The sequence below is a fragment of the Streptomyces sp. NBC_00273 genome (genome assembly GCF_036178145.1).
In the GTDB taxonomy this organism is placed as follows: domain Bacteria; phylum Actinomycetota; class Actinomycetes; order Streptomycetales; family Streptomycetaceae; genus Streptomyces.
Window position 1 is genome coordinate 9,166,879 of record NZ_CP108067.1, and the last position, 26,787, is coordinate 9,193,665.

The 26,787-nt window shown below is 72.5% G+C and carries 27 protein-coding genes; 11 read left to right on the forward strand and 16 right to left on the reverse strand.

The features are described from left to right. Nucleotides 1-40: 40 nt before the first annotated feature. Both OG386_RS41100 and OG386_RS41105 read right to left on the reverse strand, forming a co-directional pair. Nucleotides 41-982 (reverse strand): DMT family transporter, encoded by a 942-nt coding sequence (locus OG386_RS41100; protein WP_328792418.1) that lies wholly within the window; start codon nucleotides 980-982, stop codon nucleotides 41-43. Nucleotides 983-1,052: 70 nt separating this feature from the next. Continuing rightward, on the reverse strand, nucleotides 1,053-1,790 hold the full coding sequence (locus tag OG386_RS41105; protein ID WP_328792419.1) for an ArsR/SmtB family transcription factor: 738 nt from the start codon (nucleotides 1,788-1,790) through the stop codon (nucleotides 1,053-1,055). A gap of 127 nt (nucleotides 1,791-1,917) precedes the next feature. On the opposite strand from OG386_RS41105, the gene OG386_RS41110 reads away from it, so the two are divergent. Then, a complete protein-coding gene (locus OG386_RS41110; protein ID WP_328792420.1) occupies nucleotides 1,918-2,226 on the forward strand; it encodes a hypothetical protein in 309 nt (102 codons plus the stop codon). Between the two features lie 11 nt (nucleotides 2,227-2,237). Here OG386_RS41110 and OG386_RS41115 read toward each other — a convergent pair whose 3' ends face one another. After that, nucleotides 2,238-3,122, reverse strand: coding sequence for an oxygenase MpaB family protein (locus tag OG386_RS41115; protein ID WP_328792421.1), 885 nt, complete (start codon nucleotides 3,120-3,122; stop codon nucleotides 2,238-2,240). A 58-nt stretch (nucleotides 3,123-3,180) separates the two neighbouring features. After that, complete coding sequence (locus OG386_RS41120; protein ID WP_328792422.1) at nucleotides 3,181-3,540, reverse strand: PRC-barrel domain containing protein; 360 nt, start codon at nucleotides 3,538-3,540, stop codon at nucleotides 3,181-3,183. 184 nt (nucleotides 3,541-3,724) lie between these two features. Here OG386_RS41120 and OG386_RS41125 point away from each other — a divergent pair, with 184 nt between their 5' ends. Next, complete coding sequence (locus OG386_RS41125) at nucleotides 3,725-4,135, forward strand: hypothetical protein (protein WP_328792423.1); 411 nt, start codon at nucleotides 3,725-3,727, stop codon at nucleotides 4,133-4,135. 78 nt (nucleotides 4,136-4,213) lie between these two features. Here the strand turns inward: OG386_RS41125 and OG386_RS41130 are convergent, their stop codons facing one another. Beyond that, the gene (locus OG386_RS41130) at nucleotides 4,214-4,399 is read right to left on the reverse strand and encodes a hypothetical protein (RefSeq protein WP_327387681.1); all 186 of its coding nucleotides are present in this window, start codon (nucleotides 4,397-4,399) and stop codon (nucleotides 4,214-4,216) included. 170 nt (nucleotides 4,400-4,569) lie between these two features. Between OG386_RS41130 and OG386_RS41135 the strand changes: the two genes are divergently transcribed. Both OG386_RS41135 and OG386_RS41140 read left to right on the forward strand, forming a co-directional pair. Then, the gene (locus OG386_RS41135; protein ID WP_328792424.1) at nucleotides 4,570-5,766 is read left to right on the forward strand and encodes an FUSC family protein; all 1,197 of its coding nucleotides are present in this window, start codon (nucleotides 4,570-4,572) and stop codon (nucleotides 5,764-5,766) included. Between the two features lie 15 nt (nucleotides 5,767-5,781). After that, entirely contained in the window at nucleotides 5,782-6,168 is a 387-nt protein-coding gene (locus tag OG386_RS41140) for a VOC family protein (protein ID WP_327387683.1), read from the forward strand. A gap of 21 nt (nucleotides 6,169-6,189) precedes the next feature. On the opposite strand, the gene OG386_RS41145 is transcribed toward OG386_RS41140, so the two are convergent. After that, a complete protein-coding gene (locus OG386_RS41145) occupies nucleotides 6,190-6,582 on the reverse strand; it encodes a nuclear transport factor 2 family protein (protein ID WP_328792425.1) in 393 nt (130 codons plus the stop codon). Nucleotides 6,583-6,686: 104 nt separating this feature from the next. On the opposite strand from OG386_RS41145, the gene OG386_RS41150 reads away from it, so the two are divergent. Beyond that, nucleotides 6,687-7,130, forward strand: a complete 444-nt coding sequence (locus OG386_RS41150) for a MarR family winged helix-turn-helix transcriptional regulator (protein ID WP_328792426.1) — start codon at nucleotides 6,687-6,689, stop codon at nucleotides 7,128-7,130. Between the two features lie 34 nt (nucleotides 7,131-7,164). Further along, the gene (locus OG386_RS41155) at nucleotides 7,165-7,839 is read left to right on the forward strand and encodes a class I SAM-dependent methyltransferase (RefSeq protein WP_328792427.1); all 675 of its coding nucleotides are present in this window, start codon (nucleotides 7,165-7,167) and stop codon (nucleotides 7,837-7,839) included. 17 nt (nucleotides 7,840-7,856) lie between these two features. Here OG386_RS41155 and OG386_RS41160 read toward each other — a convergent pair whose 3' ends face one another. Together OG386_RS41160 and OG386_RS41165 are read right to left on the reverse strand one after the other, a co-directional pair. Then, a complete protein-coding gene (locus OG386_RS41160) occupies nucleotides 7,857-8,276 on the reverse strand; it encodes a hypothetical protein (RefSeq protein WP_328792428.1) in 420 nt (139 codons plus the stop codon). A 254-nt stretch (nucleotides 8,277-8,530) separates the two neighbouring features. Continuing rightward, nucleotides 8,531-9,403 carry a helix-turn-helix transcriptional regulator gene (locus OG386_RS41165; protein WP_328792429.1) on the reverse strand — a complete coding sequence of 291 codons (873 nt, stop codon included), beginning with the start codon at nucleotides 9,401-9,403 and terminating at the stop codon, nucleotides 8,531-8,533. 160 nt (nucleotides 9,404-9,563) lie between these two features. Here OG386_RS41165 and OG386_RS41170 point away from each other — a divergent pair, with 160 nt between their 5' ends. Beyond that, entirely contained in the window at nucleotides 9,564-10,982 is a 1,419-nt protein-coding gene (locus tag OG386_RS41170) for an MFS transporter (RefSeq protein ID WP_328793537.1), read from the forward strand. Between the two features lie 158 nt (nucleotides 10,983-11,140). Here OG386_RS41170 and gap read toward each other — a convergent pair whose 3' ends face one another. The 3 genes from gap to OG386_RS41185 form a co-directional block, all read right to left on the reverse strand. Continuing rightward, nucleotides 11,141-12,139, reverse strand: a complete 999-nt coding sequence (gap, locus tag OG386_RS41175) for a type I glyceraldehyde-3-phosphate dehydrogenase (protein WP_328792430.1) — start codon at nucleotides 12,137-12,139, stop codon at nucleotides 11,141-11,143. A gap of 105 nt (nucleotides 12,140-12,244) precedes the next feature. Beyond that, nucleotides 12,245-13,201, reverse strand: coding sequence for a GlxA family transcriptional regulator (locus OG386_RS41180; RefSeq protein ID WP_328792431.1), 957 nt, complete (start codon nucleotides 13,199-13,201; stop codon nucleotides 12,245-12,247). A 127-nt stretch (nucleotides 13,202-13,328) separates the two neighbouring features. After that, nucleotides 13,329-14,591, reverse strand: coding sequence for a hypothetical protein (locus OG386_RS41185; RefSeq protein WP_328792432.1), 1,263 nt, complete (start codon nucleotides 14,589-14,591; stop codon nucleotides 13,329-13,331). A 257-nt stretch (nucleotides 14,592-14,848) separates the two neighbouring features. Between OG386_RS41185 and OG386_RS41190 the strand changes: the two genes are divergently transcribed. The 3 genes from OG386_RS41190 (at nucleotide 14,849) to OG386_RS41200 (ending at nucleotide 20,016) form a co-directional block, all read left to right on the forward strand. Next, nucleotides 14,849-15,859 carry a hypothetical protein gene (locus OG386_RS41190; protein ID WP_328792433.1) on the forward strand — a complete coding sequence of 337 codons (1,011 nt, stop codon included), beginning with the start codon at nucleotides 14,849-14,851 and terminating at the stop codon, nucleotides 15,857-15,859. 168 nt (nucleotides 15,860-16,027) lie between these two features. Next, the gene (locus OG386_RS41195) at nucleotides 16,028-16,462 is read left to right on the forward strand and encodes a hypothetical protein (RefSeq protein WP_328792434.1); all 435 of its coding nucleotides are present in this window, start codon (nucleotides 16,028-16,030) and stop codon (nucleotides 16,460-16,462) included. Nucleotides 16,463-16,545: 83 nt separating this feature from the next. Next, nucleotides 16,546-20,016, forward strand: coding sequence for an NB-ARC domain-containing protein (locus OG386_RS41200; RefSeq protein ID WP_328792435.1), 3,471 nt, complete (start codon nucleotides 16,546-16,548; stop codon nucleotides 20,014-20,016). 4 nt (nucleotides 20,017-20,020) lie between these two features. Here the strand turns inward: OG386_RS41200 and OG386_RS41205 are convergent, their stop codons facing one another. Both OG386_RS41205 and OG386_RS41210 read right to left on the reverse strand, forming a co-directional pair. Continuing rightward, on the reverse strand, nucleotides 20,021-21,157 hold the full coding sequence (locus OG386_RS41205) for a hypothetical protein (protein ID WP_328792436.1): 1,137 nt from the start codon (nucleotides 21,155-21,157) through the stop codon (nucleotides 20,021-20,023). Between the two features lie 68 nt (nucleotides 21,158-21,225). After that, complete coding sequence (locus OG386_RS41210) at nucleotides 21,226-22,347, reverse strand: aldo/keto reductase (RefSeq protein WP_328792437.1); 1,122 nt, start codon at nucleotides 22,345-22,347, stop codon at nucleotides 21,226-21,228. A gap of 146 nt (nucleotides 22,348-22,493) precedes the next feature. On the opposite strand from OG386_RS41210, the gene OG386_RS41215 reads away from it, so the two are divergent. Further along, nucleotides 22,494-23,453 (forward strand): MBL fold metallo-hydrolase, encoded by a 960-nt coding sequence (locus tag OG386_RS41215; protein WP_328792438.1) that lies wholly within the window; start codon nucleotides 22,494-22,496, stop codon nucleotides 23,451-23,453. Between the two features lie 41 nt (nucleotides 23,454-23,494). Here the strand turns inward: OG386_RS41215 and OG386_RS41220 are convergent, their stop codons facing one another. The 3 genes from OG386_RS41220 to OG386_RS41230 form a co-directional block, all read right to left on the reverse strand. Further along, nucleotides 23,495-24,892: a DUF7824 domain-containing protein gene (locus OG386_RS41220; RefSeq protein WP_328792439.1), complete on the reverse strand. Its 1,398-nt coding sequence runs from the start codon at nucleotides 24,890-24,892 to the stop codon at nucleotides 23,495-23,497. Nucleotides 24,893-25,168: 276 nt separating this feature from the next. After that, nucleotides 25,169-26,080, reverse strand: coding sequence for an SDR family oxidoreductase (locus tag OG386_RS41225; RefSeq protein WP_328792440.1), 912 nt, complete (start codon nucleotides 26,078-26,080; stop codon nucleotides 25,169-25,171). A 26-nt stretch (nucleotides 26,081-26,106) separates the two neighbouring features. Beyond that, nucleotides 26,107-26,736, reverse strand: a complete 630-nt coding sequence (locus OG386_RS41230) for a TetR/AcrR family transcriptional regulator (protein WP_328792441.1) — start codon at nucleotides 26,734-26,736, stop codon at nucleotides 26,107-26,109. Between the last annotated feature and the right edge of the window lie 51 nt (nucleotides 26,737-26,787).

Consider the following 26,787-nt stretch of genomic DNA (forward strand, 5'->3'; position numbering starts at 1 on the left):
GTTCCTTTCGAGGGAGGGGAGGGGAGGAGACGGGGACGGGTCAGGTCCGGCCCGCACCGAGCGGGCTGTCCCCGACGGGAGTCCGCGAGGCGCGCGGCGCGTACCGGGAGACGGCCACACCCGCCAGGCAGAGCGCTCCGCCGAGGAGGGTCAGCCAAGCCGGTACCTCGCCCAGGAGGACCCAACTCAGCAGCACGACGATGGCCGGTACGGCGTACGTGGTCGCCCCCAGCTTGCCGGCGGGCATGCGGGCCAGGGCGTAGGTCCACGTGGTGAAGGCCAGGGCGGTCGGTACCACACCCAGGTAGACCATGTTCAGGGTCGCGGACGCCGGAGCCTCGGGCAGTTCCGCGATCAGCCGGCCCGAGAAGGGCAGGCAGGCCACCGTTCCCGTGAGGCAGGCGAAGGTGGTGACCTGCAGCGGAGTGCCGTAGGAGAGCGCGGGCTTCTGGGCGATGACACCGGATGCGTAGGCCACCGCCGCGAGCAGGCAGAGCACGACCCCGAGCACCGAGGTGGAGCCGCCGTTCCCGGACGACATGGACAGGCCCACGACCACCGCTCCGGCGAAGGAGACGGCCATGCCCACCAGGAGCCGCGGGGGCAGCGCCTCGCCGAGGAGGCGGGCCGCGAGGAGCGCCATGAGGATGGGCCCGGTGTTCACGAGCAGCGACGCCGTGCCCGCGTCGACCAGCCGTTCACCCCAGTTCAGGACGATCGTGTAGCCGCAGAACCAGACCACGCCGGACACCAGGATGCCGCGCCAGGCCTCGCGCGGCGGCAGGCCCTGGCGGCTGATCAGGAGCAGCACCACGAGCACCAGCGAGGCGGCCAGTAGTCGGCCGAGGGCCAGGGCGCCGGGCGAGTACGCGGCACCCGCGCTGCGGATGGAGACGAAGGCGGAGGCCCAGGCGAACACCGTGAAGGTGACGGCGCCGACCGTGAGGACGCCGGGCGGGATCGAGCTCGAGCGGAACGTCATGCGCCCACCCTAAGGCCGCAACATTTCGGTGTCGACCGAATTGACGGCCGTTCGTGTGGGGTGATGCGGATCAGCTCCACGCCTCCGGTGCGAGCCCCAGCAGATCTCCGAAGGCCCGCTCCCCTGCGCCGGTCACCTCCAGGGCCCGCCCGCCGCCCGCCGGGCGCACCACCCACTCCTCCTCGAAGGCCCGCGCGCACAGCCGCGCCCCGGCGAGGCCCCCCAGGTGGCGGCGCCGTTCGGTCCAGTCCAGGCAGGAGCTCGCCAGCGGTCTACGACCTTCCCCGGCCAGGCCGATGCCCGCTTCGGCGCACCAGGCCCGGCCGGCCTCCGTCAGCTCGAAGGCGTCCTGCGTGCGCAGCAGGCCCCGCCGCTCCATCGCGTCGGTCACCGCCATGCCGAGCCGCCCTGCGAAGTGGTCGTAGCAGGTCCGGGCGCGGGCCAGCGGGTCCGGCGCGGCGACCACGGGCACGGCGTGCGCCGCGTCCCGGTCGGGAATGGCGTGCGAGGCGAGCTCGTCGAGCAGGCGGGCGGTCGCGCCGTCGGCGATGCGCACGTAGCTGTGGCGGCCCTGCCGTTCGGTCACGCAGATGCCCGCGTCGAGCAGTCGGGTCAGATGGCCGCTGATGGTGGAGGGCGCCACCGCGGTGATCCGGGCCAGCTCGCCCGCGGTCCAGGCGCGCCCCTCCAGCAGCGTCATGCAGATCGCGGCCCGCGTCTCGTCGGCCAGAGCCGCGGCGAAGGCGGCCAGCAGGGCCGCGGGGGCCGCCGCGCCCGCGGACGTCGATTCGGGATGCGTCTCGTTCATGCGTCCAGGATGCCTGATGATTTCGGTAATCAGCGAACGATTCGTACGGGCCGCCACTCCCTCGTGATCGCCGCCGGCCCGTAGTCCGGACGGTTCCGGTGTCGGTGGCCCCGCCTATCCTTCCGGCATGTCAGTGAACATCGATCTTGCCTTCACCGTCACCCGGGTCGCCGACGAGCCGCAGGCCTGGGCGATCGTCCGCGCCCTGCAGGAGCTGATGTACGAGGAGGACATAGCGAACCAGGTCAGCATCGGCGTAGCGGTGGACGATGCCGGCGCGCACTTCGTCTCCGGGGACTCGGACTTCCCGCTCGGCATCTCCCGCTTCTACCTGTGGCAACCGCACTTCGAAGGGGTCTTCGCGGCGGCGGTCGCCGCGGTGGCGGCAGGAGCCGAGCCGGAGATCCGTTGGGGTTACCCGGACGAGGAGTACTGAGAGGCCCGCCCTCAGCCCGGCGGGGGCGGCGGGGGAGCCGGCGGCAGCGCCCAGCGGATCGCGCGGGTCACGGCCCGGCCGCCGGCGCGAGCGGCGAGGGGCGGCATCCGGGCGGCCGCGGGCACCTCGGCGGCCACGGCCGCCTTCGCCCAGGGCGGCAGCAGGTCCACGGCCGCCGCCGTCAGCAGCGCGTACGGCAACCGGGCGGCCCCCGGCAGCGGGGGATCGGTCAGCAGGAACCGCGCGGTGTCCCGGGAGGCCGCAGTCGGCCGCAGGGCGGGCCGGTACCGCGCCATCCGCAGAGCCAGCTCGTGCCGGCTCTCCGGCGGCCGGTCCGCGCCCAGCGCGCGGGCCACGCGGGCCGTGTCGGCGAGGTACGCGTCGCAGCCCGCGGGATCCAACGGGCTTCTGCCGTACCGCTGGTGGGCCCGCAGGAAGCAGTCCGCCTCGGCGACGTGCACCCAGGTCAGCAGCTCCGGATCGTCGGCCCGGTACGGGATGCCGTCGGCCGTCCGCCCCCGGATGCGCGCGTGCACCTCCCGTACGCGGGCCACCGCCGCCTCGGCGTCGGAGCTCGTCCCGAACGTGGTGACGGCCAGGAAGGTACTGGTGCGGTGCAGCCGCCCCCACGGGTCCCCCCGGTAACCCGAGTGCGCCGCCACGGCGGCCATCGCGAGGGGGTGCAGGGACTGGAGCAACAGGGCGGCCAGCCCGCCGACGAACATCGACGCGTCCCCGTGGACCCGCCGCACCGGCCGTTCCGGTGCGAACCACCGGGGTCCGGGCGTCGTGTGGATCCGCGCTCTGTTCCGGGGCCCGTCCGGCCCGGCCACGCGCAGGAAGACCGCCTCGCCGGCGTGCCGCCTGATCCGCTGGACCGTCGTCGCCCTTGCCATGTGTCCAGTATGTGCCGCGACCCGGTCCGGGCGGCGCGGCACGCCCTCCGGCCGTGGATCACAGCCAGCGCGGCGGGATGATGCCGTAGTAACCGCCCAGCAGCTGCCGGTAGTCAGTGCTCTCCAGGTGCTCGTCCCGGATGAACTCCGGGGCGTCCTTGACCTGTTCCCTGGTCAGCCCGACGCGGATCCGCTTCTCCTCCACGTCGATGCCGGTGATGGTGCTCGCGGGGAGGAGGACCTCCTTGCCGAAGATCCACGGGCCGGTGTCCACGACCAGATAGGCCGATCCCGCCTCGTCGGAATGCTTGTCGACCTTGCCGATGCTGCCGTCGGCCGCTTCCACCTTGTAGCCGTACAGGTCCACGTCCGTGATGCGGTCAACGGTGACGCGGTAGGCCCAGACGTTCTCAGACATGAGCGGAACAGCTCCCTCGATCGATCCGTTTCGTCACCGCGCGCCTGCCCGGTGCGGCCGCGGTTACACGCCCGCCCCCGATCCGGGCTGATGCCCCGTGAGGCGCGGCCGGGGCAGGGTCGGGGCAAGGCCTGGTGGGGGCGAACTCCGGCCCCGGCCCCGGGCTCGGGGATACGCTCCGCAGATGGAACGCGCCGAGGTACTCAAGCGAGTGATCGCCATCCTCACCGACGCCCAGGACATCCGCCGGGCCGCCGAGGCCGGGGAGGGCGACGGGAGCGGCGAGGCCGGGGAGAGCGGGGGGATCGGGGAAGACGGCGCCGGGTCGCCGCCGACGGCCGGTGTGGCCACCCTGCTCCTGAACGAGATGCTGCCGTCGATCAGGGTGCCGGCGGACGCGTCTCCGCAGGAGGTGGCCGCCCTGGTGGCGGAGGCGCTCGGGCCGGCCCTGCACACCATGGTCTCGGGCTTCAGCCTGGCGTTCACCAGCCTCGCGATGGTGCACGACAGCGGGCGGACGGACATCTCCTCGATCGGGGTGCTCCAGGAGCTCGCCCTGGAGATCGAGGCAGGGACCTACGACGAGGGCCCGTAGGACCTCGCCGTCGTTCCCTGCCCCGCGGCCGTCCAGCCGCTCAGTCGTCTGGACGGCCGGACGGCCGGCCCGGCGCCGTTACTCCGCGTCGTCGTCGCTCGTACGGGTCGTCTTGCGCTCCTGCCGCCGCCTCAGTTCCTCCGGGCTCTTGCCCTCGACCCGCTTGCTGGCCTCGGGGTGTACCGGGTCCGGACCGGGGTGCTCCTGTGCCTGCTCCGCACGCCCCTCTCCCGACTTCTTGCGCTTGTCCTCCGTACCCGCCATGGCTTTCTCTCCCTCGTACTCGTGGATCTCGGTGACCGGGGCTGCCCCGGATGCCCACCTCCTGCCCGCGAACGGCCGGGTCGCCCTCCTCGTACGGCCCATCCTCGGCCGATCGGGACCGAGCGGCCACGCCATGCGTCATCCGGCCCAGCAGCGGGAAGGCGCCCCGCATGCCGGAAACGATCAGCAGCCTCGCCACCCGTGTCGCACGTCGCCGCCGTGATCCGGTCGCCGTCCAGGCCCTGCGTTCCACCGCCGCCGCCGTGATCAGCTACGTCGTCGCGCTCCGCCTGAGCAGCGAGCCCCTTCCGCTGACCGCGCCACTGACCGCCCTGCTCGTCGTCCAGGTCACCCTGTACTCCACCCTCACCACCAGCATCCGCCGGGTGAACTCCGTGGTCGTCGGCGTGCTGATCGCGATCGGCTTCAGCGCCCTGGTGGGTCTGACCTGGTGGAGCCTCGGGCTGCTGATCCTCGCCTCGCTGGTGGTGGGCCACCTGGTGCGCGTGGACGAGTTCGTGCCCGAGGTCGCGATCAGCGCCATGCTCGTCCTCGGCGTCACCCAGGTCACGGACACCGCTTGGGACCGGGTCTTGGAAACGATCATCGGTGCGGTGGTCGGACTGCTGGTCAACCTGCTCGTGGCACCACCCCTTTGGGTCGGCCCGGCCGGCGCCGCGATCACCGACCTCGCCCGGCGCATGAGCCGGCTGCTCGACCACCTCGGCGAGGAACCCTCCGGACCGACCAGGTTCGAGCAGGCCGCGGCCCGGCTGCACGAGGCGCGCCGCCTCGACAACGACATCGCCCAGGTCGACGCCGCCCTCCGGCAGGCCGAGGACAGCCTCCGGCTCAATCCGCGGGTCAAGGAGGGGCTGCTCTTCAGGCTGGTGCTGCGGACCGGCCTGGACACCCTGGAGATCTGCGCGGTCGTGCTCCGCGTGGCCTGCCGGACGCTGACCGACCTGGCCCGGGCCCGCCCCGACGGTCCGCTGTTCGACCCCGCGACCGCGACCGCGCTGCGGCAGGTGCTCCGCCACACGGCCATCGCGGTGGAAAGCTTCGCCCAGCTGATCACCGCACAGGTCAGCGCCAACGCGGAAGAGGCGGAGGCCCGGCTGACCGGCGAACTGGCCGTCGCCCGGGCCCACCGGGATCGACTCGCGGTCCTGCTGCTGGCCTCCGCCCGCGAGGACCCGGCACACTGGCAGCTGAGCGGGGCGCTGCTCGCCGAGATCGACCGGGTCCTGGACGAGCTGGGCGTGGACAAGCGCTCCCAGCGCCTGCTGGAGGAACTCGACCAGCACACCCGCTCGCGGCGCAGGCGCTGGAAGTCGCTGAAGCGGCCGCGGCAAGGCCGTGGGTGAGGGAAGGCAGGGGCCATGGTGCACGTACTGGGCAGCAGGGTTCTGTTGCGTCCCACGGACCCCGAACGCTCGCGCGCCTTCTACGGCGACACCCTCGGGCTCGCCGTCCACCGCGAGTTCGGCACCGGCCCCGACCGCGGCACCGTCTACTTCCTCGGCGGCGGCTTCCTCGAACTGTCCGGCCGTGCCGAGGCACCGCCCGCGCCTGGCCTGCGGTTGTGGCTCCAGGTCGCGGACGTGCAGGCGGCGTACGAGGAACTGCAGGGCCGGGGCGCCGAGGTGGTGCGGCCTCCCGAGCGTGAACCCTGGGGTCTGATCGAGATGTGGATCGTCGACCCCGACGGCGTCCGGATCGCCGTGGTGGAGGTCCCCTCCGACCACCCCTTGCGCTTCCGCCCCTGACCCGAGGCCGCCCGACAGGGTCTAGCGGGCGCTGCCGAGATCGCGGTCGGACTCGGATCCTTCGAGCATCAAGGTGGTCTCCTCGATGCGGCTGAAGCGGCCGTCGGGCGCGAACTCGCCGAACAGGTAGACCTCGGTGCGCACCGTCGAACCGTCCGTCTTCGTGACGTGGACGGTGTGCCGGTCGGCGTACTTGCGGCCGTCGTACAGCTCCTCGTGGACCTCGACGCGGCCGTGGTCGACGACGGTGCGCAGGTGGGCGATGTGCTCGATGAAGCCGGCCCGGTCCGCCCACTCGCCGTCCGTGCGCTGACGGTATTCCGGGGCGAAGTGGCGGTCGGCGGCCTCCTGAACGGTGAGGTCGCGGTTGAGGAGCAGGTCGGTGAGGGCGGCGGTGATTCCGGTGCGGGTCATGGGACTGCCTTTCGAGGTGGAGCGGATCGGCGATGCGTGCGTCGCGCACGCTCTTCGCTCACCGTAGCAGTGATGCGTGCGCGGCGCACGCTATTCTTTTCGTCGTGGACAACGAGATCGGACATGAGATCGCAGACGCGCTGGGCATCCTGCTCAAGCGCACGACCCGTACGCACCTGCACCAGCGGCTCACGGAAGGCATGGGCGAGGCCGTGGACGACGTGACCTACCCCGTGCTCAGCACCCTGGCCCGGACCGGCTCCCGCAGCGCGGCGGACCTCGCCCACGACGTGGGGATCGACCGCTCCGGCGTGACCCGCCGCGCCTCCCGGCTGGAGGCCGCGGGCCTCGTCCGCCGCGAACCGGACCCCACGGACCGGCGCGCACACCTCCTCGTCCTGACCGAAGAGGGGCGGCTCGTCGTCGCAGAGCTGCGTGCGCGCCTGGCGGACCACATCGCGGCGAGCCTGTCCGACTGGCCCCCGGGCGAGGCCGAGACGTTCGCCCGCCACCTGCGCCGCTTCACGGCCGAAGGCCCGTTTGCCTAGGAGTCGCGAACGGCGCAGGTGTTAGCTTTCCCCCGTGATGGAACACCAGGACGTGACCAGGGCGGCCTACGACGGGGTCGTCGAGCTCTATGCGTCGATGTTCGCGGACCGGCTGGAGACGCAGCCGTTCGCGCGGGCCATGGTCGCCACCTTCGCCGAGCTGGTGCGCGCGACGGGGAACCGGCGGACCGCCGACGTCGGGTGCGGGCCCGGGCACCTGACGGCCCTGCTGCACGACCTGGAGCTGGACGCCTTCGGCATCGACCTCTCCCCGGGCATGGTCGACCATGCCCGCCGGGCCCATCCGGAACTGCGGTTCGCCGAGGCGCGGATGGAAGCCCTGCCCGTCGAGGACCGCGCGCTCGGCGGCGTGCTGGCCCACTACTCGATGATCCACACCCCGCCCGGGGAGCTGCCCGCACTCCTGGCCGAGCAGGCACGCGTCCTGGCGCGAGGGGGCCTGCTCCTCGTCTCGTTCTTCGCCACCGACGGACCGGAACCGGTCCGCTTCGACCACAAGGTGGCGCCCGCCTACAGCTGGCCGGCGGACCGCTTCGCCGAGTTGCTGGCCGGGGCCGGGCTCACCACCTTCGCCCGGCTGCTCCACGACCCGGCCTCCGAACGGGGCTTCCTCGAAGCCCATGTGCTGGCCCGCCTCGAACCGGACCCGGCAGCGGATCCCGGACGGGTCGCGCCCCGGCGCAGATGAGGCTGCGGGCAGGGATCCTAGGCCGAAGGCCGCCCCGTGCGGTGCCGCTCCGGCGCGGTCCGCACGTGGTACGACCAGGTGGCCGGTACCAGCCCGGCCACCCAGGCGAGGATGACCGCCATGGTTCCGGCGCCGGCCCACGCGTCGAAGACGAGGTCATCCCGGTCTGCGAAGAGGAAGTACAGCGCGAGTCCGGTGCCCCACAGGCCGTAGACCGCCAGCAGCGCGGAGCCGGCGACGGCCGGCCAGAGCACCAGCTTCCGCGGCACCGGCCGGCCGGCCAGCACGGGCAGCCAGCGGGGGACGCGGTGTCCGCACGGATGGACCAGGGCCACCGCCAGCGCGGAGCCCAGCAGGGCCAGGACGCAGAGCAGCCCCAGGTAGGGGCCGCCGCCATCCGCGTACCAGGCGTCGAACTCCTCCTCGTACGCCCACACGGGAACTCCGAAGGCCCACAACGCATGTAACGGAACGAAGCCGATCAGCGGTGCCAGACAGGCTGCACAGCCCGCTCCGGTGGCCCACTTCGGCGGGGTTGCCGTCTCGGTCCGCTGTGTCATGTAACCCTCGCTCGCTCGCCCGCATCGTCATGGCGTACACGACGGTGCCGCACGATCCGGGCCGGCCACGTCGGTCGGGAGGACGATCGTGCTCCCCCGGCCGGGGGAGCACGGACGAAGGAGACGATGCGTCAGCCGTGGAGCCCCGCACCGACCGGTCGCGTCAGCCGTTCCAGCTCCTCCAGGCGCTCCCGCGTCCGCTGGTCCAGCGGTACGTACGTCACGAGCCTCGGCCCGGTCCGCGGCCCGAGCCACAGGTTGGTGTGCTCCAGGTGCAGCAGGCCCACGTGAGCGTTGCGGATGTACTTCGACTTCGCGAGCTGCCCGCCCACCACCTCGTGGCGGGCCCACACCTCCCGGAACTCCGCCGACGCCCCCTCCAGCCGGGCCAGCAGCGTCTTCCACGCGGGCTCCCCCAGGTGCTCGGCCATCGCCGCCCGGAACCTCGCCGCCATGAGTCGGTGCGTACTCGGCAGGTCGACCACCGACTCCCGCCACTCCGGGTCGGTGAAGGCGAGCCACATGCAGTTGCGGTCTTCCGGCCGCTTGCCGTTCAAGTCGCCGAGCAGCCGCCCGTACGTGGCGTTGTACGCGACGATGTCGTACCTGCTGTTCTGGACGCACGCCGGGATGTGGCCCAGCTGGTCGAGCATGGCCCGCACGGCCGGCGTCACGCTGGGACAGGCCGCCGGCGGCGCCGGGTCCAGGCTCCCGGCCAGCGCGAACAAGTGCTCCCGTTCGCTCACGTCGAGCAGCAGCGCCCGCGCGACCGCGTCCAGCACCTGTGCCGACACCTGGATGTCGCGCGCCTGCTCCAGCCACGTGTACCAGGTCACGCCCACCGACGACAGGTGCGCGACCTCCTCGCGGCGCAGCCCCGGGGTCCGCCGGCGCGGCCCGCGCACCAGTCCCACCTGCTCGGGAGCGATCCGCTCGCGGCGGGTGCGCAGGAACTCGGCCAGTTCGTTCCGGCGGACATCGCTTCCAGGAGCCATAGTGGTCATGCTCCCAGCCTGCCGCACCGCCCATCCCGTTGCCAGGTACTCCTGGTACCCGGATAAGGACACTCTGGTACCCGTCTGACGGTCGGGAGATCGTCGGAGGGTGACTCAGATCCCCGTACGCAGCAACCCCGTACGCAGCGACCCCGTACGTACCGGCCCCGTGCACACCAACCCCGTGCACAGCGCTCCCGCGCCCGCCGCGCCCCACCTGGGCGGCCTCGGCCTGTTCACCGTGCTCCTCGGCGCGGCCCTGCCCCTGATCGACTTCTTCATCGTCAACGTCGCACTGCCGTCCATCGAGCACGACCTCGCCGCCGGCCCCGCCCTCCTGGAACTCGTCGTCGGCGGCTACGGCGTCGCGTACGCCGTCCTGCTGGTCCTCGGCGGGCGCGTCGGCGACAGCCTCGGCCGCCGCCGGCTCTTCCTCATCGGCATGGCCGCCTTCGGGATCACCTCGCTCGCCTGCGGCCTCGCCCCGAACGCCTGGACCCTCGTCGCCGCCCGCGTCGCCCAGGGCGCGGCCTCCGCCCTCATGCTGCCGCAGGTGCTCGCCACCATCCAGGCCACGACCGAGGGCCCGCGCCGGGCCCGGGCCATGAGCCTGTACGGGGCCACCGGGGGCCTGTCCATGGTCGCCGGGCAGATCCTCGGCGGCGTCCTGGTCGCCGCGGACCTCGGCGGAACCGGCTGGCGAGCGGTGTTCCTGGTCAACGTACCCGTGGTGGTCCTCGGACTGGTCCTCGCGGTGCGCACCGTCCCGGACACCCGGGCCGGCCGGCCCGCGGCCGTGGACGTGCCCGGCACCCTGCTGCTCGCACTGTCGCTGGTCTCGCTGCTGCTGCCGCTGACCGAGGGGCGGGCCGCCGGCTGGCCGCTGTGGACCTGGATCTCGCTCGGCGTGTTCCCCGTCGCCGCCGCGGCGTTCTACGTCACCGAGCGCCGGGCCGACCGGCGGGGCCGCACGCCGCTGGTGCCGCCGAGCCTGCTGAGGCTGGAGTCGCTGCGGCGCGGCTTGGTGCTCCTGCTGCCGTTCTCCGTCGGCTTCAGCGGCTTCATGTTCGTCCTCGCCGTGACCTTCCAACAGGGCCTGGACATGGACCCGGTGACGGCCGGCCTGGCTCTGGTGCCGATGGCCGTGGCCTTCTTCGGGGCCGCGCTGGCCGGGCCGCGCCTGGTCTCCCGCTTCGGTAGCCGGATCGTCACCGCCGGAGGCGTCGTCCAGGCGGTCGGGATCGCCCTCCTGCTGGCCACGCTCCGCCACGGCTGGCCGGACCTCGGCGTGGCCGAACTCGCTCCGGGCGTCGCCCTGGCCGGACTGGGCCAGGGCCTCCAACTGCCCGTGCTGATGCGCCTGATGCTGTCGGATGTCCCCGCCGAACGGGCCGGGGTGGGCGGCGGCGTCATGATCACCGCCCAGCAGTCCGCCCTGGCGCTCGGCGTCGCCACGCTCGGAAGCCTCTTCCTGGCCCTGGTCCCGACGGCCGGCCTGCGCGCGGCGGTGTCCACCACCCTGCTCGTCCAACTCGGCCTGATCGCGCTGACCGTACTGCTCAGCCTCCGCCTTCCGCGCATGCGCTGAGCGGGCCGCAGGAGTACGGAGCACGTACGGAGCGCCGGGTGCGGCCGGGCGGAAAGGCCGAAGCGCCCGCGCGCGGCCGGTCCGGTTCACCGGGATCGATGAACCGGACCTACCGTGCGCGGGCGCCGTGCCCGCCCCCACCGGGGACCGCTGTCGGGTCAGCCCGCGGCGAGGAGCGTGAGCGTGTCGATCACGCGGTTCGAGAAGCCCCACTCGTTGTCGTACCAGGCGACCACCTTGACGTGGCGGCCGTCGACGCGGGTGAGCTCCGAGTCGAAGATCGACGAGGCGGGGTTGCCCGTGATGTCGGAGGACACGAGCGGGTCATCGGAGTACTCCAGCACGCCGGCCAGCGGGCCCTGCGCAGCGGCCCGGTAGGCCTCCAGGATCTCCTCGCGCGTCACGTCGCGGGCGACGGTGGTGTTGAGCTCGACGATCGAGCCCACCGGGACCGGCACGCGGATCGAGTCGCCCGACAGCTTGCCGTCGAGCTGCGGCAGGACGAGGCCGATCGCCTTCGCCGCACCGGTCGAGGTCGGCACGATGTTGACGCCGGCGGCGCGGGCACGGCGGGGGTCGCGGTGCGGGCCGTCCTGCAGGTTCTGCTCCTGCGTGTAGGCGTGCACGGTGGTCATGAACCCGTGCTCGATGCCCGCGAGCTCGTCGAGCACGGCGGCCAGCGGGGCGAGCGCGTTGGTGGTGCAGGACGCGTTCGAGACGATCGTGTGCAGGGCGGGGTCGTAGGCGTCGGTGTTGACACCGTACGCGAGCGTGACGTCGGCGCCGTCGGACGGAGCGCTGACGAGCACCTTGCGCGCACCGGCCTTGAGGTGGCCGCGGGCGGCCTCCGCCGAGGTGAAGCGACCGGTCGCCTCCAGCACGAGGTCGACTTCGAGCTCGGCCCAGGGCAGCTGCTCGGGCTCGCGCTCGGCCAGCACCGTGATCCGGTGTCCGTCGACGACGAGAACGTTGCCCTCGACGGTCACCGGGCGGCCGAGCCGGCCGGACGTGGTGTCGTACGCGAGCAGCCGCGCGAGGGTGGCGGGCTCCGTCAGGTCGTTGACGGCCACGACCTCGAGGGCGGTGTCGCGCTCGAGGAGCGCACGCAGCACGTTGCGTCCGATGCGGCCGAATCCGTTGATGGCAATGCGAGTCATGACGATGTCCCTTTCGTTCGCCATCAGGTTCGCTTCCGGTCACCGTCCGCGACAGCGGCGAGATCGCCATGGTTCGTAAGGATCTCGCCACGCGACGGCCCCGGGCTACTCGCCCTGGGTGAAGGTGCGCCGGTACTCGGTCGGGGTGGTGCCCAGGATGCGGTGGAAGTGCAGGCGGAGATTGGCGCCGGTGCCGAGGCCGACATCGTCCGCGATCTGTTCGACACTGCGCTCCGAACGCTCCAGCAACTCGCGTGCCACGTCGATCCGGGCCCGCATGACCCACTGCATCGGCGTGTATCCGGTGTCCTCGGCGAAGCGCCGCGAGAAGGTCCGCGCCGAGACCCCCGCGTGCTGCGCCAGCGCCTCCAGGGTGAGCGGTTCGCCCAGCTGGTGCAGGGCCCACTCACGGGTGGCGGCGAACCGCTCGCCGAGCGGCTCGGGCACGCTGCGCGGCACGTACTGCGCCTGGCCGCCGCTGCGGTAGGGAGCCGCGACCAGGCGCCGGGCCGCATGGTTGGAGGCGGCCACGCCGAGGTCGCGGCGCAGGATGTGCAGGCACAGGTCGATGCCGGAGGCGGCGCCGGCCGAGGTGAGCACGCTGCCCTCGTCGACGAACAGGACGTTCTCGTCGAGCCGGACGAGCGGATGCTTCGCGGCGAGGGCCCGCGCGTAGTGCCAGTGGGTCGTGGCGCGCTTGCCGTCGAGCAGACCGGTGGCGGCGAGCGCGAACGCGCCCGTCGAGATGGCGGCCAGCCGCGCCCCCCGGCCGTGGGCGGCGACCAGCGCGTCGATGACCGCCTGCGGCGGGTCCTCGCGGTCGGGGAAGCGGTAGCCGGGGACGAAGACGATGTCGGCCCACGCGAGCGCGTCGAGCCCGTGGGTGACGTGGTACGACAGGCCGTCGCCGCCCGTGACGAGGCCGGGAGCCGCCCCGCAGACCCGTACCTCGTACGGCATGCTCGCGCGGGTCGTGAACACTTGCGCGGGGATGCCCACGTCGAGGGGCTTCGCGCCCTCGAGGACGAGGACGGCTACGCGGTGGAGACGGGAGGGCGGCACGGGGTTCAGGGTACGGCGGGGGAGGGCACGGTCCGTCGTCCGGCCTTCCGTCGTCCGGTCCTCCGTCGTCACCGGCGGCGAGGACCGGACGGTACGAACGGGGTACCTGGCCTCCCCCCGGCCGGCGCTACAGCTGTCCGGCGATGAGGTCCAGGTCCCCGCGGGTGAAGCCCGGACCGTCGGAGCCGTCCGGGGCGAACGACTCGATGACGGCCTCGACGGCGGGAGCCGCGTCCGTGCCGTTCACCTCGGTGAACTGCACGTTGTAGAAGACGAGCCGGCCGTCCACGTCCTCGTTGGAGATCTCCAGGACCTCGTCGAGCCAGTCGGCCGCGTGGGCCACGTTGCCCAACGTACGGTCCAGTTCGCGCAGGGCGCTACGGCCGATGCCCGGCAGCAGCGTCGTGGCGAGGGCCGTGGCGTCGGCGAAGGTGCGCACGTCGGGCCAGAAGGTGTTGACGGGCCGCGGCCGGGACGCGTCCGTGAAGTCGAAGAACGTGAGCGTGTGGCGGACGCACACGTGGTGCACGTTCTCCTCGGCCGCCGTCAGCCGCAGGGTGACCTGCCGCCCGCCCACGGCGGCCCGGACCGTGGCGGTGGCGGCGGCGGCCCCGGAGGCGGCGTACGCCGCGATCGACGGCGCGTTCGACCGGGCCCCGGCGAACAGGCGCCGGCCCTGCTCGGGCGTCGGGAACGGCGTCAGGCCCTTGCGCAGGTTCTGCTTGGTCGTGGAGTCGTACACCCACTGCTCGCGCAGCGGCGGGTACAGCACCCGCTCACCGCGCTCGATCCGTTCGGCGGCGGTGTGCGCGGTCTGCAGGTGCCGGTGCAAGGTGGTCCAGAGCGCCGCGTCGTACGTGCCGCGCCCGTGGTCCGCATCGGCCGCGGTCAGCCAGGCGGTCTCCAGCTCCTTGAGCGCGATCGACACGGCGTCCATCCGACGGGTGCCCGGGCCGCCCGGCACCGGCTCGGTGTCGGGGTCGAAGTTCATGCCCGGGTCGTTGGCCGGGCTCTGCGGGCCGAGCGACACCATCAGCGGCAGGTTCCACAGCAGCCGGTGCGGGTTGGGGCTGCCGCTGTGCCCCGCCATGGCCACGGCCTGGGCGACGCTCTCGCCGGCCACCGTCCAGCACAGGTTCCAGAACGCCCGCGCCGCCCCCTGGAGCCGGGGGTCCTTCGCGTTCCAGGCCGGAGTGAGCTGCTCGGCGATCGAGCTGAGCCGCTCCTTGGAGATCTTGTGGTGCAGTGCACCGGATTTCCACTCGGTGGGCAACGCGTAGGCCAGCTTGCCGTCGTTCAGCGGTTTGACGGCCCACTTGCTCTTGTCCGGGACCTCTTTGGCGGTGCTCGGCGGTGGTGCCGGCCTGCCGGCCACCGGTGACGTCGTCATGGCACTCCCTCCGCGGCCCACGGGCGCGGGCCGGCCCCATCTTCGGGTCCCCGGGGAACGGGCGTCCACCGGTTCCGGCGCATTGGGAAGGGTGGGACGAGGGACCACACGAGAGGGGGTTTCTGACGTGCCAGGGCCGACCAGCCAGGGCCGACCGGCCCGGCCGACCGGTGGGCTCGGGCCCGGTCCACGGCGGCCGCACGCGGTGGTGACGTGATGTCATGCTTCGGCAGGGAGGAGGCGGACAGAATGTCCGCATGGAGGCCACGATCCGCTTCGAAGGTCCGGGAACAGGTGCGCAGGACGGCCGGAGGCTGGGGCTCCGGCTCTACGACCGGTGCGAGGTCGTCCTCGCGGGGCCGGACGCGTTCGTGGAAGCGGCCGCCCGGTATCTGTGGCCGCAGGCGCGCCCGGTGCCAGCCCACCCCGCTCTGCCCGCGGTCACACTCGTACCGGGCCGGATCGCGCCGGGGCTGACGGCCGATGCCTCGCGGCGGACGGTCACGCTCTACGCGTCCCCCGACGGTCACGTCCCCGACTTCAACGAAGGCGTCGAGTACACGGGAGTACCCGGCGTGGACCGGCTCGTCCTCAACCCGCACACCGGCAGCCGGTTCCTGATCACGGGCAGTGACGTCCGCGTCGTGAACCCCGACGTCGAGTCGGGCACGCGCGACGCCTTGCGGGTCGTCAAGCAGCTGGTGACCACGGAGTTCGAGGCGGCGGGCGTGTCGACGGTCCACGCGTCCGCGTTCGCCGTGGGCGGCGGGGCCGTCGCCGTGGCGGGACCAGCGGGTGCGGGCAAGACCTCGACCGTCCTCGCTGCGGTCGCCGCGGGCGCGCGCATGGTGGCCAACGACAAGCTGTACGCCCGTACCGATGCGGGCGGCACCCGCATCCGGGGTTGGACGGATCCCATTCGGGTGATCGATGCTCCGGGACGGCCGAAACGGACCGCCACGCTCGCCGCGTACTTCGCGGGCGACGCCGATCGTGTCGTCGTGGACCCGCTGCCCCTGCGATCGGTCGTCCTGGCGTGCGTCGGCACACCGTCGGTGCCGGTCCGGTGCGAGGAACTGGACCCGACCGCCGGCCTGGTGCTCCTTCGGCAGGAGGTCCTGCCGCCACGGGTCCGCTGGCTGGGAACCGAGCCCTGCGCGGCGAGCGCCCTGCTCCCACCGTCCGCCGACCGCTTCTTCCGCCTGACGTACGGCTACCGGGACGCGGCGCGCGCCATGGACCTGCTGATGCGGCGCCTGACGGTGTGAGCACCTGATCCCGTCCGAAGGCGAGGTACCCGTTGCCTGCGGTTTCTTCCGCAATGGGCCAACTGCTATTCATGCGAGCGCCTTTGCCTCACAATGGTCCGTTCGGGCACCGACGCCACACGTGCGGTCGCGGGGGCCCGCGGCACACGAGGCGGGGAGGGCCTGAACGTGTCCACAGGAGCACGCCGGATCGTCGCGTGGTCGGTCGGCGCCGTCTGCTCGGCCGTGGTGATCTGCCTCGTGGTGACGGCCGCGGTCGATCTGCCCGTCGCCGACAGCACGGCCAGTGTGGTCGCCGCCGTCGTGGCGGTGATCGGGCTCGGCCTGTCCGGGATCACCCTCCTGCGCGACCGCGGAAGCTCCGGCCCCGGCGGTGGCAGGACCGTCAGGGTCCGGGCCCGCGGCAGCGGCAGCATCGCCGCGGGCGGGGACCTACGGGGCAACGCCATCGGTGCCCGGTCCACAGCGACCGGGGCGGCCGGCCCCCCGGCCGGCGGCCGCCCGGCCCGGGGCGGGCAGGACGTCAGCGCGCGCGGCGCGGGTGCCGTCGGTGCGGGCGGGGACATCGTCGACAACGCCATGGGCGAGGACAGCGAGCGATGAGGCTGTGGCCCTGGCGGCGGGACTCCCGGGCACCGCGTCCGTCGCCACCGCCACCCGCACCGGAGGCGCCTGACGGGCGTGCGGTGGGACCGGGACCGGGGGAGCACCTGGACCCGGCGGGCCCGCCAGCTCCCGCGCGCGGGGCCGATCCCGGCGGGCAGGTCGGACGGTCCGAGGTCCGCGCGGACCGGGGCGCGCTCGGTGCCGGCGGCCACATGATGGGCAATGCCATCGGTACGGGCAGCAGCGCCACCCTGATCGAACAGGTGGTGGTCGGCTGGCCCCCCGGCCCCGAGCCGCCCCGCCGCCGGCAACTCGCACCCCCGCCGCTCGGCGAGACGGCGAACCGCGCGGGCATCAGCGCTTCCGTGAAGGAGGCGCTGTCGGACGGGGAGTGCGGGGGCCGGGCACCGGTGCTCTTCCTGGAGGGGTACGGCGGGATCGGGAAGACGACGGTCGCGCTCCAGACCTGCTGGCTTCCGGAAGTGGCCGAACGCTTCCCCGGCGGAGTGGTGTGGACGGTCATCGGCCAGTCCCGGACCGGGCCCGAACTGGCCGACCACATCGCGGACATCTGCGAGCACCTGTCCGGCCGCCGCCCGACGACCACCGATCCCCTCCTGGTCGGCGCCCTGCTCGGCGAGATCCTCGACGAGGGCGGTCCCGCCCTCGTGGTGGTCGACGACGTCTGGACGGAGGAACAGGTCAACGCCTTCCTCGTCGGAGGCATCGGATCCGCCCGGATGTTCACCGCACGCAACCGAGGCCTCGCGCCGGCCGTCGCCCGGATCGTCGAAGTCGGCCAGATGACGGAGGACGAGGCACGCGCGACCGCCTCGGCCGGCCTGCCCGAGCTCGACGCGTCGGTCCTGGAGAGCCTGCTGCGCTTCGCCAAGGGCTGGCCCGTCCTGCTCGGGCTGATCAACGCCTCGCTACGGGCCCACATCCGGGCCGGCGGACCGCCGGCAGAGGTGGCCGCCTGGGTCGCCCACCTCGTCGCCTCGGACGGGCCCGAGGCGCTCGACGCCACGATGCCGCCCCACATGCGCTCCACCGTCGCCGCGACGGTCAGCGCGAGCCTCGACCTGCTCTCCGCCGAGGAACGCGAACGCTACTTCGATCTGGCCGTCTTCGACGAGGACGCCGAAGTACCCGAACACGTCGTGGCCCTGCTGTGGAGCGTGACCGGGGGACTGGACCGCACCGAGAGCCGCAGGATGACGGCACTGCTCTCCACCCTGCGTCTGGTGTCGCAGCGGTGGTGCGACGGCGAGCCGGCGATCGCCGTCCACGACGTCCTGCGGTCGTACGTGCGCCACCAGATGTCCCCGCACGACCTGGTGACCCGCAACCGGTCGCTGGTGGCCGCGCTGCGCACGTTGCTGCCCGCCGGTGCGGCCGCCCAGTGGTGGCTGCTGCCGCCACGTGAGGAGTTCGCGCTCCAGTACCTCCCCTACCACCTCCAAGCGGCCGGGTTGCACGCCGAACTCGCCGAACTCGCCTGCGATCCACGGTGGATCGAATCACAGATCCGGTACCTGGGCTCGGTGGTGCTCGCCGTCTCCACCCTGTCCGGGATCGACACCGCCCGGGCCGCCGCGCTGGTGGCCGTACTCGACCGCGACGTCGAGGTCTTCGTCCCGGAGGCCGCCCCGTCGGCCGTCGGGGCGACCCTCGCCAGCCGGTTGGCGGGAACCGCGGAACTGGACGGAGTCGTCGAGCGTTACCTCGACGGGATGGCGCGCCCCCTGTTGCGCGCGCACTGGCCGCTGCCCGACACCGATGCGGCCACCGACGACGGGCACACCGGTCCCATCGGCGACTGCGCGGTGTCACCGCGCGGTGATGTCATCGCCACCGCGTCCGACGACCGGCTGGTGATCCTGTGGGACGCGGCCACCCTCCGGGTCCGCCACGTCCTGCGCGGGCACAGTCAGCGGGTCCGGGCCTGCGCGTTCAGCCCGGACGGATCCCGACTCCTGTCCGCGGCGACCGACGGAACCGTCCGGATCTGGAGCGTCGTCGACGGCCGTCCGCTGCACACCCTCGGGGAGCACTCCGCCCGCGTGCTGGGATGCGCGTGGTCCCCGGACGGCAGGTGGGCCGCCTCGACGACCGGTGACGGCACGGTGACCATCTGGGACGCCCGTACCGGCGAGAAGCGCCGCGAGATGCGCAGCCCGAGCGGAAACGAGTGGGACTGCGCCTTCACCCCTGACGGAGACGGCCTCGTGTCGGTCGGCGAGGACGGTGTCCTGCGGATGTGGGACACCGCCCGCGGTGTCGCGCGCTGGAGCACCGTCGTCCACGAGGGGAGGATCCGCTGCTGCACGGTCGCCCCCTCCGGCACCCTGATGGCCACGGTGGGCAGCGATGCGACGGTCCGCGTGCTCCGCACCGGCACGGGGGAGTTGGTGCACGTCCTGCGGGCGCACACCGACCGGGTCCGGGCCTGCGCGTTCTCGCCCGACGGCACTCTGCTGGCCAGCGCCTCGGAGGACCGGACGATCCGGCTGTGGGACACCGCCAGCGGGCGCCAGGTCCGCGTCCTGCACGGACACACCGACTGGGTGGGGGCATCGGTCTTCACGGCCGACGGCGGGACCCTCATCAGCTGCGGCGGGGACGCGACGCTGCGGACGTGGGACGTGACCGCCGACACGCCGCCCCGGACCGTACGTGCGACGCGCCGGGCCGTGGGGTGCTGCGCGTTCTCCGCGGACGGACGGCACGTGGTGGCCGGCCACAGCGACGGCGTCGTCCAGCTCTTCGACATCGCGACCGGCCGGGTGCGCTTCGAGGTCGACGGGCACGACGGCAGGGTCCTGGACTGCGCGGTCGCGCCCGACGGAGACGTCGTCACCGCGGGCGCCGACGGCGATCTCGCGCTGTGGGCCGCGCCCACGGGCGAGCTCCGGCGCCGGTTCAAGCGCCATTCGGGCCGGGTCTGGGGGTGCGCCGTCTCACCGGACGGCACCCGGATGGCGTCGGCGGGCGAAGACGCAGTGGTGAGGGTCCACGACCTGCGCACCACAGAGGTTCTCAGCGAGCTGGTGAACCACGACGGACACGCCCTCGGCTGCGCCTTCTCACCCGACGGAGAGCTCATCGCCTCCGTCGGGGACGACGGCACGCTGCGACTGTGGGACAGCCGCACCGGACGCCTGCGGTCGACGCTCTCGACGGGCCGGGAGAGCTCGCTGTGGAGTTGCTGCTTCTCGCCCGACGGTTCCCTGCTGGCCTCGGTCGGTTCGCCGGCGACGGCGCTCACCCTGTGGTCGACCGCAGATCGGACGGTGGACACGTCCGTCCCGATCGGCGGCGACCGGATCACCGGCTGTGCCTTCTCCCCGTCGGGACGGCAGATCGCGACCTGCGGCGACGAAGGCTACCTGGGTGTGTGGGACGTGGCCACGGGCACGCCCCTCACCGGCATCCGGGTCGCCTATCCGCTGCACCGGTGCGCCTGGTCCGCCGCGGGCACCGGCACCGGTTCCATGATCGCCGCCGCGGGGAACGGCGGGCTGTACCTCTTCGCCTACGAGGACGACTGACCGGTCAGGCGCCGTCGGCCGGGTCACCACCGGGGCCGTGCCGGACGAAGCCGTGGCGCGAGTACGACGCCGTCTGCACCAGCTCGGTCACCAGCCGACCGGGGGTGTGATTCCGGATGGCGGCGAGGAACTCCCGCGTCCCCCCGGCGAACAGTCGCGGGGCGACGTCGGGATGCTCGAGCAAGGAGACCCCGGGCGCCAGGTCGTAGGTCCGACCGTTGAGGGTCAGCCGGTCGGCCGACTGGGTGACGTCGAGGGGACGCGACACAGACATCCCCCAGCCGTGCGGTACGACGAGCCGGTCCTCCCCGGTGAGGAGGCGTACCGCGTTGAGGCCGCCGACGGAGGGCCGGAACATGGCGATCGGCCGTCCCGGCGCACTGAACACGGGGACCTCCTCGTCCGGCTCGCACAGATAGCAGCCGATCACCGCGGAGGAGGGAGTCGGCATGAAGTAGTGGTGCTTGTGGTATTCGTCGACCGTTTCGATCTGTCCGTCCAGCAGCATGGTCGCCACGAAGCGGTGCCGCAGGACGTTGAATCGCAGCAACATCTGCGCGAGATCGGCGAAGAGTTCCGCCTTCTTCCCGACCAGGAGCCGGATGCGTCGTTCTCCGCCGAAAGTGAGCACCGAGTCCGCGAACCAGTTCTCCGGTGTGGGGCACAATCCGTTGAACTGGTCCTTGAACTCCTTCTCGTTGCTGTGCAGCAGTAGCGCGTACCTGCCGTCGCTTTCCCTGCGACAGGTGAGGATGAAGTGGTTCCCGCGGTCGAAGTTCCATTCGTAGCTGCTGTCTTCGGTGATGCGCCCGCGCAGTGTGTTCACCGCCTTCTCCGTGAACACCTCCGCCGGGTCGCCGTCCAGCCAGAAAATGGACGACGTGTCGATGTTCATCGTGGTGTCCACCGGAACCACGGGCACGCCGCATTCCCATTCGACCAGGCATCCGGTGGCGAATCCCCCGGCCAGCCGCAGGACGTCGTAGGGGATTCCCAAGTCGGCGGCCGGGCTCACGCGGCAGTCCGCCCGGCGGTCCAGGGTCCGCAGGGCATCGCGCAGCAAGCGCTCGGTCTGCTGGAGATAGGGGATGAGGAATCGTTGTGCCCGGTCGTCCTCGACCATTGCGTCCGGTGCGGACACCACTCGGCCTCCTCTTCCTCTTCCGAGGGATGCGTGAGGGAAATGCGGCACCCTTCTACGGCACCCGTCTACGGCACGACGGCGACGGCCTCGATCTCCCGCAGGGTGTCGTCGGACACGGTCACCTTCGTGGTGCCCGCCCAACTGTCGACCTGGCCGGGAAGGCGCGCGCCGACGATCGCCCCGCTCACCCCGGGCCGGGTGAGCACCCAGGCGAGGGCGAGCTCGGAAACCGTGTGCCCGAGCGGGTCGGCGATGGTCCGCAGCGCGTCGACGACGGCCAGCTTGTGGGTCAGTGCGGGCTCGGCGAACTTCGAGGACCTCTTGCGCCAGTCGTCGGGCGCGAGCGCCCCGACGCGCGCGTGGTCGAAGGCTCCGGTCAACAACCCGGAGGCCAGGGGCGAGTAGGCGATGACGCCCGTGCCGTGCTCCTGACACCAGTCGAGGAGCGGGAGCGACTTCCGGTCGAGAAGGCTCAGGGACGGCTGCAACGAGTCCACGTGCCGGACCGCCTCGCAGCGGTCGAGCAGGTCACGGTCCACGTTCGACAGCCCGATCCAACGGACCTTGCCCTCGTCGACGAGTTCCGCGAGCGTGGCCCAGGAATCCTCGATCGACGTGCCGGTCCGGGCATCCGGCCGGTGGATCTGATAGAGATCGATCCGGTCCACGCCCAGGCGTTTCAGGCTGGCCTCGCACTCCTGGCGGATACTGCTCGGCCGCAGGTCGGACACGACCTTTCCGGGATTCTCGGCGTCCCAGACGCGACCGCATTTGGTGAAGACCAAAGGCCTTTCGGACGGATTGAGTTGCCTCAGCGCCGCCCCCACGACCTCTTCCGAGTGGCCACACCCGTAGGCGGGCGCGGTATCGAGCCAATTGAGGCCGCGATCGACCGCATGCAGGACGGTCCGTACCGAAACGGCGTCGTCGACCGGCCCCCACCCGTGCTCGTACGGTCCGCCGATGGCCCAGGTACCCAGTCCCAGGCGGGTGATCTCGGGGCCTTCGCGCCCCAGGCGCGTGGTGTCGACCTGATTCTGGACGGATTGCGATCGCGTCTTGTCTGGCTTCACGGTCGCGCATCTTAACGTGAGGCGTAACTGGCTGTCGATGAGGCCGATTTGAAGCGATCGACAATCGATCTCGCTCGCGATGGATATGGATCCCACGCGATCATTCGCGTTCACGGTCCCTGTCCGTGCCACTCGGCCGTGGTAACGGGCCGGCCCGGACTGCGTCGTGTCCGGCGCCCGGAAAACGGCGGGCCGCGGCGGGGCGCACCCCGTTACGATCGGGCCTCCACCCGATCACGGCGGTCCCGACGGAGGCACCGATGACACTGGCCCCTTCGCGGACACCCGCCCATCCCGAACGGCTGGAGCAAGGACACCCGTTCCGCCAGTGGAAGACCTGGCGCATACCCGGCACCGAGCTGACGCTCACCGGGTACTCGCGCGCCAACGACAAGACGTTCTTCCACGTCCCCGAACTGCGCTGCGCGCTCGACGCGGGCCTGGTGGAAGGGCGTCAGCCGGAGACCGTCTTCCTCACCCACACCCACCACGACCATTCCAAGGACCTCGACCACCTCGCGGCCAGGCCCGACGGGGTCGACATCCACCTGCCCGCCGCGGCGGTGCCGTACGTGGAGTCCTTTCTACGGGCCTCCGCCGAACTGAACCACGGCACCGCCTACGATCCGGCCCTCGCCGCGGGTTGCCGGCTCCACGGGGTGCGCGGCGGAGACGAGTTCACCTTCGGGCGCCGCGGCCACCACGTACGGGTGGTGGAGTGCGTGCACAAGGTGCCTTGCGTGGGGTACGCCTTCGCCGAACGCCGCAAGGCCCTGCTGCCCGAGTACGAGGAACTGCGCCACGACCTCGCCGCACAGGGCCGGGGCGCGGAGTTCGGCCGCATCCTGGCACGGCGGCGCAAGGAGGGCGCCGAGGTCGAACGCGAGGTGCGCAAGCCGCTGTTCGCCTTCCTCGGCGACACCCATGTCAGCGTCTTCGAGGACAATCCGTGGCTCTTCGAGTATCCGGTGATCATCACCGAGTGCACGTTTCTCGACGACGCCGAACTGGAGCGGGCCGACCGGGTCGGACACACCGTCTGGAGCCGGCTGAAGCCCGTCGTCGAGGCCCACCCGGACACCCTTTTCGTCCTCACCCACTTCAGCCTGCGTCACTCGGACCAGGACGTCCTGGACTTCTTCCGCGACGAGCGGCTCGACAACGTACTGCTGTGGGTGCACCCGGACAGCCGACTGCCCGAGCAGCACCAGCACGGCTGACCGCCGCGGGCCCCGTTCCGGCCGCCGTTCCTGGGCCCCGGTCAGACCCCCGCCAGCGCGTCCCGCAACCTCCTTGCCTGTCTGAGGAGTTGGGACGAACCCGGTCGCTGCGCGAGCGCCGTCACCTCAGGCAGCTCGCCGCGCGCGCCCGACAGCCGGGCGGAGTCCGCCGCGACGGCCAGCAGCGCCCCGTGCACCTGGGGCCGGGTGCGGGCCAGCAGACCGGGCAGGGCGGTGGCCAGGACCGCCCAGACCGCCCCGGCGCCCTCCGGTACGGTGACGGCCGCCCGCAGTGACTCGGTCAGCAGGGGCACCCTCAGCGTGCCCAGCCCGACGAGTTCGGTCAGCTCCCGGCCCAGCAGCTCGCCGTCCAGCCGGCCACGCGAAGCCAGCACCACCAGCGCCCGCCCCGCGGCCTCCCGCTCGGGCTCGGGGACGGCGGCGAGCCCGTAGGCCACGGCCAGATGCACGGCGGGCCCGGCAGGGCCGTCGGCCCGGGCGAGCGCCTCCAGGAAGGCGGGGGAGCCGCAGCCGTCCTGGTCGGCCGCCGACGCGACACCCGTCAGGAGCCGGGCCGCGGCTATCTCCGGGTGCCAGGGCAGGGTCGCGACGGTGTGCGCGTCCCGGTAGTCCGGCAGGGACCAGTGCGGACAGGAGATGGCCGGCTCGAAGACGCGGAACAGTGACCAGAACTGTCGGGGGAACGCGCCGCGGCCCTCGATGGCCTCGTGTCCCACCAGGATCCGGCGGCCGATGCGTGCTCCCCGGCGCCTGCTGGGACGCTCGGCCTCACCCGCTTCGCGCTCCCGCCACCACGCCGGCCGGGGCAGACCGCCCTGTCGCAGCCAGGCGGCCACCCGGGTCCCCTCCGCCAGCCCCAACCCCTCCGCGGCACGCACCGCTTCGGGGTCCACCCGGCCGCCGCAGCGCAGCAGTGCCTGCCCCAGGTCCGCCGGTCCGGGCCGGACACCGAGGCGTTCGTACTCCGCGAGGCGCTCGACCAGCTCGTACGGCTCCACCGCGCCCGTCGGCCGGCTCGGTACGGACAGCAGGAACGGCACGGGGTCACCGGCCCGCAACCGGGCGGCGACCTCGTCGGCGCGCGCGCCCGCCACGTAGTCCAGCGCCACGTGCTGGCACAGTTCGAGCCAGCCCGCCCGGGTGTTCTCCCAGGGCTCCTCCGGCCGTACCGGACCGACCGCCGCGCCGACGATGCCCGCTATGCACCGCACCTGCCCGTGCGGCTTCACCTTGAACTCGCGCGGGACGGAGCCCAGCGAGGCGGCCACTGCTTCCCTGTCCCGGAAGTCGTGGCTCACCACGGCGTTGAGCACCCGTTCGAACGGCACCACGCCGGGGTCGTGGCGACCGGCCAGCACGGCCGCGACCTCGTCGGCGAGCGCACTCAGTGACGGTACGGCGAATTCCCCCTTGATCATGTGATGAAGGCTAGACGCTGCCACTGACATTGATACTCGTAGCGGGTTCCGGTGGTCGTGGCTCTGCCACTGACTGACGCCCTGCTGGGCTGTCTTCCCGCTGTACCGTCCGGCTGCCGGGCCCGTTCTTCATGGCTCCGGCCAGGTGGAACATGACCTGATAGGAGCTTGGTCAGAAGCCCCCTCAATGTCCTGTCTGTCCCACCTGGCCGGTGTCACCTCCGGCTAGGAAGGCACCTCCAGCATGACAGCAGCGCCCCCGTCGGCGCGGTGGGGTCAGAGCGGGTCGCCGAGGGGGCCGTACTCCGCCTCCAAGTTCTTGGCCCAGTGCGCGGCGAAGTCGGGCTGGGTGCCGTCGGCATCCGTGAACCCGTACTCCTTGTAGAGGTCCCAAGTGGCCAGCGCCCGGCCGCTCCTGGCGATGACGTCCGGGTCGGCTGCCAGGGCCACGACGGCCCGCCCCAGGTAGGCGGGAGTCTCGGAGTGGGCGAAGTTCGGGTCCTCGGCGGCGCCGTCGCGCCAGTTGGCCTCGGTGACGCCGAAATGCTCCAGCAGCGCCTCCGAGCGCAGGAAGCCCGGCGTCAGGGAGACGGCCGCGACGCCGTGCGGCCGCAGCTCGGCGGCCTGCGCGACCGCCAGCCGGATCACCGCCGACTTCGCCATGTCGTAGAAGAAGGAGCCGCGGTAGCGGGCGGTGTTGCCGTCGGTGACCTCCACGACCAGGCCGCTCCCGCGGGCGACCATGAGGGGCAGCGCGTACCGGCTGGTGATCACATGGGTCTCCACGGCTCGACGCAGGAGGCGCAGGCCCCGGTCCAGGTCCTGCTCCCACAGAGGGTGCTCCCAGTCGGTGAGCGGGTCGCCGCCCCAGACGGAGTTGACCAGGACGTCGAGCCGGCCGTCCTGCTCCGCCGCGATCCGCGCCACGAGGGCCCGGACTTCTTCCGGGTCGCTGTGGTCGGTGCGGACCGGGACGCCCACCCCTCCGGCGGCGGTGATCTTCTCCGCCGTCTCCTCGATGGTCTCGGGGCGGTCGAGGTCGGAGCGCGAGGTTCCGCTGCTGCGGCCGGTCACGTAGACGGTCGCCCCGGCGGCTCCGAGCTCGATGGCGATACCCCGCCCGCCGCCCCGGGTGCCGCCGGCGACCAGTGCGACCCTTCCGGCGAGCCGTGGTGTCTTCGTCGTCATCTCTTCCTCCATGTCTTCCAGCGGATTCACGTGGTGGAGGCGGCGGTGGCAGCGGCGGCGTCGGTTGCGGTGGCGACGTGGGGGGCCAGTACGGCGTCGAGCCCGTGCCGGACGCGCTGCACGAGGGCGCCCTCGCGGTCGAGCGCCCAGATGAGACCCGCCCCGGAGGTGACGGCCTGCACGGTGGCGGTCAGCGCCTCGACATCCGTCGTGGCACGGAGCTCGCCCGTGGAAACGGCCGCCGCCAGCAGCGTTCCGACCGCCCGGCGCTGGGCCCGGTGCACGGCGAGGGCCCGCTCGTGCAGCTCGGGGTCCGTGAGGTCCGTGCACAGGAACGCCAGGTGGTTGGCGAAGGTCTCCGGCGAGACCATCGGAGTCATCCACTGCGCGAGGAGGGCGGCCAGGGCGCCGAGCGCCGAGCCCTGCTCCCCGCGGATCCGGTCGGGCAGTGCCTCCGTGTCCCGCACGGACCGATCGGCCAGTGCCAGGATCAGGCCGCGCTTGGAGCCGAACCGCTGCACGAGCGTGCCGGGGACCAGGCCGACCTCGCGGGCCACCGCCGCCAGGGTCAGCCCGGACGGCCCCACCCGCCCCATCACCTCGGTCGCCGCACGCAGGATCACCTCGTCTTCCACCCCGCGGGGACGTCCGGCCACAGTCGCTCCTCCTTAATAAATGAACGTGCATTTATTAAAGCACGCCGAGAT

Bases quoted from the DNA above. Each gene is read 5' to 3' on its own strand.
- OG386_RS41110 (WP_328792420.1), top strand. From the start codon at position 1,918: ATGTCAGTGAACATCGATCTTGCCTTCACCGTCACCCGGGTCGCCGAC.
- OG386_RS41135 (WP_328792424.1), top strand. From the start codon at position 4,570: ATGCCGGAAACGATCAGCAGCCTCGCCACCCGTGTCGCACGTCGCCGC.
- gap (WP_328792430.1), bottom strand. From the start codon at position 12,139: ATGACTCGCATTGCCATCAACGGATTCGGCCGCATCGGACGCAACGTG.
- OG386_RS41130 (WP_327387681.1), bottom strand. From the start codon at position 4,399: ATGGCGGGTACGGAGGACAAGCGCAAGAAGTCGGGAGAGGGGCGTGCG.
- OG386_RS41100 (WP_328792418.1), bottom strand. From the start codon at position 982: ATGACGTTCCGCTCGAGCTCGATCCCGCCCGGCGTCCTCACGGTCGGC.
- OG386_RS41125 (WP_328792423.1), top strand. From the start codon at position 3,725: ATGGAACGCGCCGAGGTACTCAAGCGAGTGATCGCCATCCTCACCGAC.
- OG386_RS41145 (WP_328792425.1), bottom strand. From the start codon at position 6,582: ATGACCCGCACCGGAATCACCGCCGCCCTCACCGACCTGCTCCTCAAC.
- OG386_RS41225 (WP_328792440.1), bottom strand. From the start codon at position 26,080: ATGACGACGAAGACACCACGGCTCGCCGGAAGGGTCGCACTGGTCGCC.
- OG386_RS41190 (WP_328792433.1), top strand. From the start codon at position 14,849: ATGGAGGCCACGATCCGCTTCGAAGGTCCGGGAACAGGTGCGCAGGAC.
- OG386_RS41120 (WP_328792422.1), bottom strand. From the start codon at position 3,540: ATGTCTGAGAACGTCTGGGCCTACCGCGTCACCGTTGACCGCATCACG.
- OG386_RS41105 (WP_328792419.1), bottom strand. From the start codon at position 1,790: ATGAACGAGACGCATCCCGAATCGACGTCCGCGGGCGCGGCGGCCCCC.
- OG386_RS41140 (WP_327387683.1), top strand. From the start codon at position 5,782: ATGGTGCACGTACTGGGCAGCAGGGTTCTGTTGCGTCCCACGGACCCC.
- OG386_RS41185 (WP_328792432.1), bottom strand. From the start codon at position 14,591: ATGACGACGTCACCGGTGGCCGGCAGGCCGGCACCACCGCCGAGCACC.
- OG386_RS41115 (WP_328792421.1), bottom strand. From the start codon at position 3,122: ATGGCAAGGGCGACGACGGTCCAGCGGATCAGGCGGCACGCCGGCGAG.
- OG386_RS41215 (WP_328792438.1), top strand. From the start codon at position 22,494: ATGACACTGGCCCCTTCGCGGACACCCGCCCATCCCGAACGGCTGGAG.
- OG386_RS41165 (WP_328792429.1), bottom strand. From the start codon at position 9,403: ATGACCACTATGGCTCCTGGAAGCGATGTCCGCCGGAACGAACTGGCC.
- OG386_RS41220 (WP_328792439.1), bottom strand. From the start codon at position 24,892: ATGATCAAGGGGGAATTCGCCGTACCGTCACTGAGTGCGCTCGCCGAC.